This window comes from Ruminococcus champanellensis 18P13 = JCM 17042, from assembly GCF_000210095.1.
GTDB classification, from domain to species: domain Bacteria; phylum Bacillota; class Clostridia; order Oscillospirales; family Ruminococcaceae; genus Ruminococcus_F; species Ruminococcus_F champanellensis.
The window spans coordinates 1,254,050-1,264,264 of sequence record NC_021039.1; the positions used below are offsets into that span (position 1 = coordinate 1,254,050).

The following is a 10,215-nucleotide window of genomic DNA, read 5'->3' on the forward strand; positions in this document are numbered from 1 at the left end:
TTACCCTCCGAACCGGAACATATTTTTTACAAAGGAGCGGATGTAGTATCCGTAATCCACAAAGTCATAGATGCCGTCCCGCCAGCCCCGGAGAAACAGCCGGATCAGCAGTACATGGTAGTGAAAATAGTAGGCACGCAGGCTCAGCCTGCCGGGCTGCGCCACTACATGCAGGTAGTCCCAATCGCCGGGATCCTCTGTCAGGATCCGGTCTGCATACTGCTGATACAGGGGGCTGTCCAGTTCCGGTGTGAAGATGGACACTGCCGCATGCCGCAGCTTGTGGGCTTTGATCCAGCGGTACATGCTGCGGAAATCCTTTCCGGTAAAGTCCAGATCCGCAATGAACATGCCCATCATATGGATCCCCACGTTGTGAAGGATCTCCACTGCCTTTGTGTTGCAGTCCATATCGCATTTTTTGTTGTAGGCGGTCATATGCTGATCGTCCAGTGCCTCCAGCCCGGTGAGAATGTAGTAAAAGCCGATTTCCTTCAGTTGCTGCATCAATTCCGGATACCTTACGATAAAGTCCGCCCTGCCGTAGCACACATACCGCTTGCAGATCTGCCGCTCCCGGATCAGGTTGATAAACTGGCGGATGCGCTTCTCATCCACCAGAAAATCATCGTCCACCAGATAGATGTTCTCACAGGGGATCCGGGCAATTTCCTCCACCACATCCTGGATGTCCCGGCAGGTATACACTCCGCAGTTCAGCTTGTTCCGGCTGCAGAAGCTGCACCGGTAGGGACAGCAGTAGGCAGTCCGCACATGGGCACAGGGCAGCAGCTCCAGATATCGGTATCGGTCGGTATGGGTGAGAAAATAGCTTCGATCCGGCAGAGGAAGCCGCTGAATGTCAAAGGGCTTGGGGGTTGCAGTGTGCCAGTCACCCTCCGTGCGCCAACACATGTCCTCCAGTTGTTCCGACGGTGTGCCCTGTATCAGCTGTATCAACTGAAATATATCAAAGGAAACGAGAATGTAGTCCACGCAGTTCTGATACATCCGGGCATAGCACTGCTGTGCATGCAATCCGCCAATGACGGTGACACTGCCGCATAGATCCTTTGCTGCCTGGCAGTATTCCAGCATGAACCGTTCCTGTCTGGTGCGGCCGCAGACATAGACCAGATCAGGCATGTAGGCTTTCAGCTTCTCGGCGGCGGAGATGCGCTCTACCTGCCCGTCCCAAATGGCATAGTCCACGCCTTGTTCCCGGAGCAGGGCGGCGATGTACTCCAGTTCCAGTGGCTCGTTGTCGATGACGCCCGCAAAGTTGTACTTTGTCCGGGAAATCTCCGGGTGGATCAGGAGCACCTTCCGGATTTCTTTCATGTATCCTCCTCCTCACTGCCCATTGCCTCCAGCTGGCTGTAGGCGATCTTACCCACCAGGGTTTTCGGCAGAGCCTCCAGGAACACATACTTTCGTGGCAGAGCATAGGCAGCCACCTGTTCCCGGCAGATCTCCCGGAGTGCCTGCTCGGTCTGCTCCGTTGCGGCATGCTCCTTCAAAACCACAAACGCCTGTACAAGCTGTCCCCGGATGGGATCTTGCACCCCTACCACAGCGCATGCAGATACCTCCGGACAGGAAAGAATGGCGTTTTCAATGGCCTGGGGGTAAATGCTGTAGCCGTTGGAAACGATCACTCGCTTGCAACGCTGCTTGAAGTAGATATATCCGTCTGCATCCATGCACCCCAGATCTCCGGTATGGAGCCATGTGTGCCCGTCTGCATGGGTTTGCAGCGCCCGGGCAGTTTCCTCCGGATTTTGCAGATATCCCTGCATCACCGTCGGCCCCCGGAGAATGATCTCGCCCAGTTCGCCAGGGGGCAGGGCTGTCTGATGCTGGTTGTCATAGATCCGATATTCTGTATCCGCATAGGGCAGACCTATGCTGCCCTCTTTTTCGCTTTCCTGGGGCATCAGACAGGAGCCGGTGACGCATTCGGTCAAACCGTACCCTTCCCGGATCCGGGCGGAGCTGCCATGCTGCCGGAGTATCCGATCCAACTGCCGCTTGGTGCTGACTGCAAGAGAATCTCCGCCGGAGATGGCGACCTTGAGAAAATCCAGCTTCAGCTTGCCGAGGTCACTCCGCAGCAGATACTCATAAATGGACGGCACCCCGGCGATTACGTTGGGGCGGTATCTGGCGATCAGCCTGTGAAATTCCTTGGGATGGAACCGGGGCAGCAAAATGGCGGTGCCGCCGAAGGTCAACACCGTGTGGATGCATACGCCCAGACCAAAGCCGTGAAACATAGGCATCACGGAAAGTACCCGATCACCGGGCAACAGACAGCCGCAGGCATCCATGCTTTGCAGTGCCAGGGCATTGAAATTCAAGTTGGTCAGCAGGATACCCTTTGGCTTGCCGGTGGTGCCTCCGGTGTAAAGCGCTGCTGCACCGTCGGCGCCTTTGCCCATATCGGTGACGGGAGCGCCGGGCTGTTGCATGAGTGTGTGCCAATCCATCCGGTCATGCGGTTCCCTTTTTATGCGGATCCGGTATGCAATGCGAAGGGGCAGGGGCATAAAGCTGTCCGGGGATACTATTATAACAGTATCCGCCGACAGACCCTCCAGCTTTTCTGCAATGCCGTCCAGTGCCAGAATCACTTTGCTGCCGCTGAGCTGCAAATAGTATTCTATTTCGCCCCGGGCGGAAAGGGGGTGGATCATATTTGCCACCGCCCCCAGCTTATTGAGGGCATAAAAGACAATTACCGTCTGGGGCATATTTGGCAGGATCACCGCCACGCTGTCTCCCTTTTGGATATGCAGGCTGCTTAATGCCTCTCCGCACCGATCGATCATCTCCATCAGCTTTCGGTAGGTGATCCGTCTGCCGTAATAGGAAAGTGCACAGCCGTCCGGGTATGCTTTGGCGGTTTTGGCAATTTGCCCATACAGGGAGCAGTCCGGATATTCAAGATGTCTTGTCATGTCCAATGCTCCATTCATCAAATTCAGTAAACTGTTTTTGCGCCAGCACTGCCGGATCCATGCTGCGGCGCAAAAGCGCTGCGATCCGGTTGTAAAGCTCCCGGTTGGCGGCGGTCAGATCATCGGAAGCATAAAAAGGTGCGCCGAATCGCACAGTAACGCCGCCGGAAAAGGGCTTGTATGTACCGGTGATGGCGTAGGGGATAATGGGGGCATGGGCTCTTGCGGACATGACCACCGCCCCGTATTTAAATGGCAAAAGCAGCTGCTCTGTGTAATTGCGCTTTGCCTCCGGAGATACATTCACCGCATCCCCCTGCTGCAAGGCGTGGACAGCGGCATGCAAAGCTGCCGGGTTGTGCTTGCTGTGCAGATCTACCGGAATGGTATGCACCGCCCGGAACACAAAGCCAAAGGGACCATCGTGGAGATCCTTTTTGGCAAGAGTGCGGACTATACGCTTGGTGGAGGTGTCAATCAGGATCGGATCCAGGGCGTGCATATGATTCCCTGCCAGGATCACTGCCCCGGTGGCAGGAATATTGTCGCTGCCCATGACGTGGGGATGGTACAGCAGCCGGAACAGGGGTGTAAACAAAAATCGCAGGATCTGGTATGTGTAACAGGTCTGTTTCATAGTATCATCCTCTTTCACTTATATTGTAAGGTAAATTTACGATTTTGTCAAGGAGCGCATTGCAAATCCCAGTGTGCTGTGCTATAATCAGATTATCATATTTACCAATGAGAAAGGATGGTGCATATGCATTTGCGAAACACACTTTGCGCCCTTGCATTAGCATGGGCATTGGCTTGCAGCATGCTGCCTCATGCTGCAGCCGCAGGAGAGGAGAACCATGTTACCCACCTGGACGGTACATTCATTCAGCCCTGGCTGTATATGACCTATGATGATGCCCAGTGGGATGCGGAAATGCAGGCGATGAAGGACACCGGCGTCCAGTATCTGATCATGGGGGATGTGGCAAACCACAATGCGGATGGCAGCTGGACGGTGTACTACCCCTCAGAGCTGGACTTCCTCAGCGGATACACGGTGTACGATGCGCTGGAGCCCATTTTGTTTTACTGTGACAAATACGACATCAAGCTGTACCTGGGCATGGGTCTGGACTGTGCCTGGAACAGTGACATTGCCTCTGAAGCCGGCAGGGAAGCGAACCGGCAGTATATGGAGCAGTGCAATCAGATCACCTCGGAACTATATAATAAGTATAAAGCATCGTATCCGGATACCTACTACGGGTTTTACTTTGTGACGGAGCTGTACAATACCATTTATATGGACACGGACACGGGCATTGACGCCTATGCGGAGGGACTGGAGGAAATGTTCACTCTGATGCTGGAGCGGTGCAATCAGCTGGATCCAAGCATGCCTCTGCTGTTCAGCCCCTATGTAAACATCTTCGGATATGGCTACGCCAGCATCAATCCGGATCGCTTTACAGAGTATTGGACAGAGGTACTGACCCGGATCCCCTTTCGGGATGGGGATATGCTGTGCCCCCAGGATAGCTGTGGAGGGGGTGGCATGGATCAGGCGCATCTTGCCCGATGGACGGCGGCATACCGGGATGCGGTGGATCGTGCCAATGCAAAGCGAGGCACCAGGCTGCTGCTGGGAACCAATGCAGAAATGTTTGTACAGCCGGATGCAGCACGTATGCAGTCGCCCCACGGAGTTTCCTATACGGGCATCAAAACGGTACGGGATTTTACACAGCGGCTGGAAATTGCAGACCCTTATGTAGACGCATTGTTCTGCTTCGCCTATCCCCATCACTATTCTCCGTATAACACGTTGCCGGCATTTCATCAGTGCTTTCTGGAATATCTGAAAACCGGAACCATTGAAACGGAGCCGCCTGCCCGGGTGGATGTGACCCTGGTGGAACGGGAGGGAAGCCGTTACCCTCAGTTTACCTTTTCCGGTATGACCGATAACACAGCGGTTGCCCAGACCAATTTGTATAAAAACGGCACGCTGTATGATTATATCGTACCCTCAGTCAAGGTTGGCGGCAATGCAAGCCAGAATGTGTGGGTGGATTACGACTACACGGAGGGGGAGCAGGTTTACGAGGTGGAATGCGTCGATGTGTGCGGCAATGTTTCCGAAAAGCGCAGCTTTACGGTGGATGTATCCAACCTGACACAGGGGAACACACAGCAATTGACAACGGAGCCACCCATCCAGTGGAACAAAACCTCCCTGGATTATCTGCGCTATACCGTGACGGAATCCGGCGTTCGGATCACCGGTTGTGAGAAGGATGCAGATCAGATCGAGATCCCGGCACAGATTGAAGGGAAGCCGGTGACGGTGGTGGACTGGTATGCCTTTGAACGTTGCGCAAAGCTGCGGTCTGTGGTGATCCCGGACACGGTGACACACATCAGCCGGTTTGCCTTTGCCCACTGCATTTCCCTGGAAACGGTGAATCTGCCGACGTCCCTGTATGCCATTGAACAATATGCGTTCTTTGACTGTCCCCGGCTCCAGGGGCTGAGACTGCCGGAGCGTCTGACGATCATCGAGGAACGTGCGTTCTGCGGCTGTGATGCCATTACGGACATTACCATTCCGGAAAGTTGTACCAGTGTAGGCGCATACGCCTTTCTGGACTGCGACAGCCTGTACAGGGTGGGGATCCAGGGGGATGCCCAGCTTGGACTTCGCAGCTTTGGGTATCGCTACCGCAGCGGCTATCAGCTGCAGCCCGGCTTCGTGATCGATTCAGACAGTCCGGCCGCCATTTCCTACGGGAAGGAAAACGGTATCCGGATGCAGTCAGAGCTTGTGCTGGGAGACGTGAACGGCGATGGACAGCTAAATGTGGCGGATGTTGTGCTGCTGCAGCGGTGGCTGCTGGCTGTACCGGACACCATGCTTGCGGATTGGCAGGCAGGGGATCTTTGTCGGGATGGTTTGCTGAACGGAGCGGATCTTGCTGCTGTCAAGGCAATCCTGGTGCAGGAGTAATCTGCAAATAAAGTGACTGACAAACAGGAAATGCACGGTGATGTGCATGTGCTCTGTTTGTCAGTCATTTCTTTTGGCTCACAAATTCCAGGGATTTATCAGGTAAACTGTAAAAAAGTACTTGACAAGGTCGGATTTGTGGTATATACTATAGACACAGATTTAATCAGAAAAAATGAATAAAGAGGGAGCCATAAAATGAAAAAATATATAACAGCCAAACGGCTGATCATTTTGTCCGTGGTGATTTTGTCCGTGTTTGCGATCATCAATGTTGCCTGGCTGTTTCTTCGGTACATACCCTATCACCGCTGCCGTGAAAAAATGGATGTGATCGATAATCATGGATTAATCAGTTACGGTAAGGTGAAGGACGGTTACAGGTACGGGGTTGCTACTCCCGCATATCTGGGCTGGGAGGGAGGCTATATAAGTGTTTCCCTGGATCAGTCGTATAAAATACAATTGGATAAGTATGGGCATGAAGACGGAGCCAGCGGACTGTCATTGGGATTATATATTTGGATGAAGCCCTTTGGGGAAAACGAATATGGGGTGGATATCTTGGCGCCGGACATAGACAAACAGATTTACATTACAAAGGATCTGGAGTATGTTCCTTACGACCCGAATGATACGAAATACAACCAACAAGCAGAGCAGATCCTGGCGGAATACAAGGACCAGATCCAGGAATTGATGAACCGTGCACAGACCATGTGGCCGGACGTTTTCGACTAAGGACGGACTATGAAAAAAGTAAAGTGGATTTTGGGGATACTGGTTTTCACAGTATCCCTGCTTTTGAGTGGCGAGGTGTATCAGAATTACCTTAACGTCTTCCGGAATCAGTTTTATCACTTTGAGGTACAGTATACACCGGAATATGCCCCCTATCTGTCGGCGGAGCTGTCCCGGCTGTCGGACACCTATCATGTACCTGTGTTTGCCGCCTGCGGGGGAATCACCGCGCAGGATCAATTCCATTGTACGGTGTACACCACTGATTCAGCGAAGCAGGCGCTTTCCGGGGAGTATGCGGTACATGACGGTACCAGTACCAGCTTCTTTTCCGGTCAATCCATCATCCGGATTCGCCCTATTTCCGAAATGGAACAGGAGCAGGAACCCCTGTTGTTTTATGTGATGGCTTCCACCCGGGATGCCAACTATTTGATGGATTGTCTGGGAGAACACTTCCAGGTGATAGGCGGTCAGAAGGGCATACAGGACACCAACTGGTGGATCGTGGCTGTCATCTGGGGCATTGCCTGTGTGCTGCTCCTTCTGCTGACTTGGTTTGATATCCAATTCCAAAAAAAGCGGAATTTTGTGCTGATTTCTCTAGGTGCATCCCGGAGCAGATTGATCCTGCGGAATCTGCTGCTGGATCTTGGCGTGTTTCTGGGAGAATTGGGGTTGACGGTGTTGCTGCTGCATCGTTATACAGCAGAGAATTATCAGCGCCCGATCGTAATGGGCATCCTGGTGGGCTTTTTTGTGTGCAACAGTTTGTTGTACCTGGATTTGCTGCGGTACAATTATAAGGAAGTATTGTATGGGGCGGATCGGAACGAGTCCTTGCTTGCCAACTGTTATGTATTGAAGGCTCTGACTCTGATTGCTGCCATTGCCTCCTTGGCGGTGAATGTGACCACTGCCATTACCTTTGGCAAATATCTGATTCAGTATGGCAGGTTGGAAGCCATGAGCCAATACAGCGTGCTGAACACCGTGCCGGATGTTGCCTCCGCACATGGAATAGATGAAGAAGAGACGCTGTTTATGCAAATCAATAACGCCTTTTTCCTGGAGCAGTATTGCCAGGGCAATGTGGCGCTGGCATGCAGTGACCGGTTGGTAGACCTGGAGGACGGCAGGGAAGTGCCGGTGATTCTTTATAATGAAAATGGGAATGGGTTGATGCCCGAAGGTCTGGAGGAACAGATCAACGGAGAATCGGCAGATTTTTATATTCTGGCTCCGGCGCAGATTGCGGAGGATCCTGCTGTTCAGTCAGCCGCCCTGGCGGAGATATCCCTTACCTTTGGCATACCGGAGGAGCAGATCTCCTTTCGGCAGATCAGCTATACCGGGCGGCAAAGCGGCATTTGCCTGAACTTTTCAAGTTCCATCTCCAATACATATGGCTTTGAAGCGATTCAGCAGCCCATTTGTGTGTACTGCGCCATTACGCCGGAACGGCTGCGGCAACTGTCAATCCCAAAATCTATGAGCAGCGATGCGATCATGAAATCTGCTCTGTATCGGTGGGATGCCAGCGGACAATCGGATCCCTCCATGCGCCGGGTGGACGCCATTTCCGTACCGGATCGGTTTGCGTTGTATAAAGCATCTCTGTCCCGGGTATTCTGGATGAACACATGCATCAGTGGTTTTTTGCTTCTGCTGGAGATGTGTTTCATTGCCACCATTGTGCAGCTGGAATATATGGTGCATGCAAAACGGTTGGCTTTGAAGAAGATATTTGGCTATTCCGTGTGGCAGAAAAACCGGGGAATTCTGTTGCTGAATCTGTTCGCAACGATGATCGGCATTGTCACAAATCTGCTGTTGTATTTGATGTACGGATTCGCAAGCTGTGTGTCGATCCTGCTGGTCAGTGCAGGGCTGCTTGGATTGGAATTTTGTATGATACTGTACCAGATTCTGCGGTTTGAACGAGTGAATCTTGCAAAGATTTTAAAAGGAGGCAGTCTGTGATTGCGCTTGAGAATATAACCAAAAAGTTCGGGGATCATGTGCTGTTCGATCAGTTCAGCCTGGAAATCCCGGAGGGATCGTTCCTGGTAATCGCCGGGAAAAGCGGCTGCGGAAAAACCACCTTGCTGAATATGATCGGAGGACTGGAGCAGCCGGATCAGGGTAGGATCCTGATCGACGGGAAGGAAATCCGTTCTCGCCGGAGTATGCGGAATTTCTTCACCTATCAGGTGGGATTCTTGTTCCAAAATTTTGCACTGCTTGAGGATGAAACGGTACTGGAAAACCTGAACCTGGTTCAGAAGCATGCAAGGGCGGCCATTTCGGCGGAACAGGCATTGGATCAGGTGGGTCTGTTGGAGAAAAAAGATGCGAAGGTATACCAACTGTCCGGCGGCGAGCAGCAGCGTGTGGCGTTGGCACGGCTGATGTACAAACAGTGCAGTATCATTCTGGCGGATGAGCCAACCGGTTCTTTGGATGCTGAAAACGCCCGGGTGGTCTTGCAGATTCTGCACCAGTTGAATGATCAAGGGAAGACCATTGTACTGGTGACACATAGTGAGAAAATTATGGATGCGGAGCCAAATGTGCTGCGGCTGAAGACAGGCGGCAATGGGCAATCTGCAGCAGGCTCTGTCTAAGCTGTCTTTGGATGATGATGTCATTTTAAGCAGACTTTTGATATTGCTTTGGCTGGGCTGGATTGATATTTTTTTGGAGAGATAGAGTAACTTTCGGACTATAGTCAATAAATCAGATAAATAAAATGAGAAAGTTTACAAAAGGGTCATTTCAGCCTGATTGGGAGAAAGCTCATTATTATGAGAGTGAGGTCTGAAAGAATTATAAAAGCCGTGAATGTACTGAAAAATGCTGAGATTCAGTTCCTCAAAGGAAGAATAAGTTCTGCGATCAGTTTCTTCCTTTTTCAGATCTATAAAAGCCTGAGAGAGGCATAAAGGGGTGGTATCATGTTTGACCAATTTCGATTGAAAGATGCACTGGCACAGTACAAACAGAATTTTGTCCCCACGCAGTGGGGCGATGCAAAATACAAATGGGAAGCTGTGAAGTGGTTTCAGGATAATTGGGATGTGAATGCTCAGAATTTCCCCGAAATGCTGAACCGCTCCCTTGACAAGACCTTCAATCTGCTGGCATCCAACAACAATTTCCCCAAGGGTATGATCGTAGGCTTTGCCAAAGCCGCTCCGGAAGAGGTCCGGGCGATGTTTATTGCTTTGTTCGACGAGAGTAAGGATGTGTATGAGCGCATGAATACGTTTAAATTGCAGTCCTCTATTGTGCCTTCGTTCGGATTGATAACATTTTTATAACACGGCTTTTTTCTGATAACATCGGAGTGTTATCCAAAAGAACAAGCGGGCATAATCTGCAAGTATCATTCAAATCCGAAGAAAGAAAATCGGTCGTGCTGTCTATGACCGCAATATATGTAAGCCACGGCAGTCACCGTGGCGAGAAAGCCGCTATCTCTCATGATCCTCTCTTGCTGACAGC

At 51.6% G+C, this 10,215-nt stretch carries 9 protein-coding genes; 5 read left to right on the top strand and 4 right to left on the bottom strand.

Annotated features, from left to right (window positions below):
• Genes RUM_RS05495 through RUM_RS05505 form a run of 3 tightly spaced genes read right to left on the bottom strand, consistent with a single transcriptional unit; the run spans nucleotide 1 to nucleotide 3,597 of the window.
• Nucleotides 1-1,341 (bottom strand): B12-binding domain-containing radical SAM protein, encoded by a 1,341-nt coding sequence (locus RUM_RS05495; protein ID WP_015558200.1) that lies wholly within the window; start codon nucleotides 1,339-1,341, stop codon nucleotides 1-3.
• Complete coding sequence (locus tag RUM_RS05500; protein WP_015558201.1) at nucleotides 1,338-2,960, bottom strand: class I adenylate-forming enzyme family protein; 1,623 nt, start codon at nucleotides 2,958-2,960, stop codon at nucleotides 1,338-1,340. Before RUM_RS05500 ends, RUM_RS05495 begins: the two co-directional genes overlap by 4 nt.
• On the bottom strand, nucleotides 2,944-3,597 hold the full coding sequence (locus RUM_RS05505; RefSeq protein ID WP_015558202.1) for a lysophospholipid acyltransferase family protein: 654 nt from the start codon (nucleotides 3,595-3,597) through the stop codon (nucleotides 2,944-2,946). The genes RUM_RS05500 and RUM_RS05505 overlap by 17 nt, the downstream gene beginning before the upstream one ends.
• 126 nt (nucleotides 3,598-3,723) lie before the next feature.
• On the opposite strand from RUM_RS05505, the gene RUM_RS05510 reads away from it, so the two are divergent.
• From RUM_RS05510 to RUM_RS05525, 4 genes are all read left to right on the top strand, one after another.
• A complete protein-coding gene (locus tag RUM_RS05510; protein WP_015558203.1) occupies nucleotides 3,724-5,967 on the top strand; it encodes a DUF4434 domain-containing protein in 2,244 nt (747 codons plus the stop codon).
• A gap of 198 nt (nucleotides 5,968-6,165) precedes the next feature.
• Nucleotides 6,166-6,708 (top strand): hypothetical protein, encoded by a 543-nt coding sequence (locus tag RUM_RS05515; RefSeq protein WP_015558204.1) that lies wholly within the window; start codon nucleotides 6,166-6,168, stop codon nucleotides 6,706-6,708.
• 9 nt (nucleotides 6,709-6,717) lie between these two features.
• Entirely contained in the window at nucleotides 6,718-8,691 is a 1,974-nt protein-coding gene (locus RUM_RS05520; protein ID WP_015558205.1) for a hypothetical protein, read from the top strand.
• Nucleotides 8,688-9,335, top strand: a complete 648-nt coding sequence (locus RUM_RS05525) for an ATP-binding cassette domain-containing protein (RefSeq protein WP_049775509.1) — start codon at nucleotides 8,688-8,690, stop codon at nucleotides 9,333-9,335. The genes RUM_RS05520 and RUM_RS05525 overlap by 4 nt, the downstream gene beginning before the upstream one ends.
• Nucleotides 9,336-9,470: 135 nt before the next feature.
• Here the strand turns inward: RUM_RS05525 and RUM_RS12600 are convergent, their stop codons facing one another.
• Nucleotides 9,471-9,677, bottom strand: a complete 207-nt coding sequence (locus tag RUM_RS12600) for an IS3 family transposase (protein ID WP_157864606.1) — start codon at nucleotides 9,675-9,677, stop codon at nucleotides 9,471-9,473.
• On the opposite strand from RUM_RS12600, the gene RUM_RS12605 reads away from it, so the two are divergent.
• Complete coding sequence (locus RUM_RS12605) at nucleotides 9,666-10,031, top strand: hypothetical protein (RefSeq protein ID WP_015558207.1); 366 nt, start codon at nucleotides 9,666-9,668, stop codon at nucleotides 10,029-10,031. The genes RUM_RS12600 and RUM_RS12605 overlap by 12 nt on opposite strands.
• The last annotated feature ends 184 nt before the right edge of the window (nucleotides 10,032-10,215 follow it).

Coding starts and splice junctions, on each gene's coding strand:
- RUM_RS05495 (WP_015558200.1), bottom strand. CDS start 1,341: ATGAAAGAAATCCGGAAGGTGCTCCTGATCCACCCGGAGATTTCCCGG.
- RUM_RS05500 (WP_015558201.1), bottom strand. CDS start 2,960: ATGACAAGACATCTTGAATATCCGGACTGCTCCCTGTATGGGCAAATT.
- RUM_RS05505 (WP_015558202.1), bottom strand. CDS start 3,597: ATGAAACAGACCTGTTACACATACCAGATCCTGCGATTTTTGTTTACA.
- RUM_RS05510 (WP_015558203.1), top strand. CDS start 3,724: ATGCATTTGCGAAACACACTTTGCGCCCTTGCATTAGCATGGGCATTG.
- RUM_RS05515 (WP_015558204.1), top strand. CDS start 6,166: ATGAAAAAATATATAACAGCCAAACGGCTGATCATTTTGTCCGTGGTG.
- RUM_RS05520 (WP_015558205.1), top strand. CDS start 6,718: ATGAAAAAAGTAAAGTGGATTTTGGGGATACTGGTTTTCACAGTATCC.
- RUM_RS12605 (WP_015558207.1), top strand. CDS start 9,666: ATGTTTGACCAATTTCGATTGAAAGATGCACTGGCACAGTACAAACAG.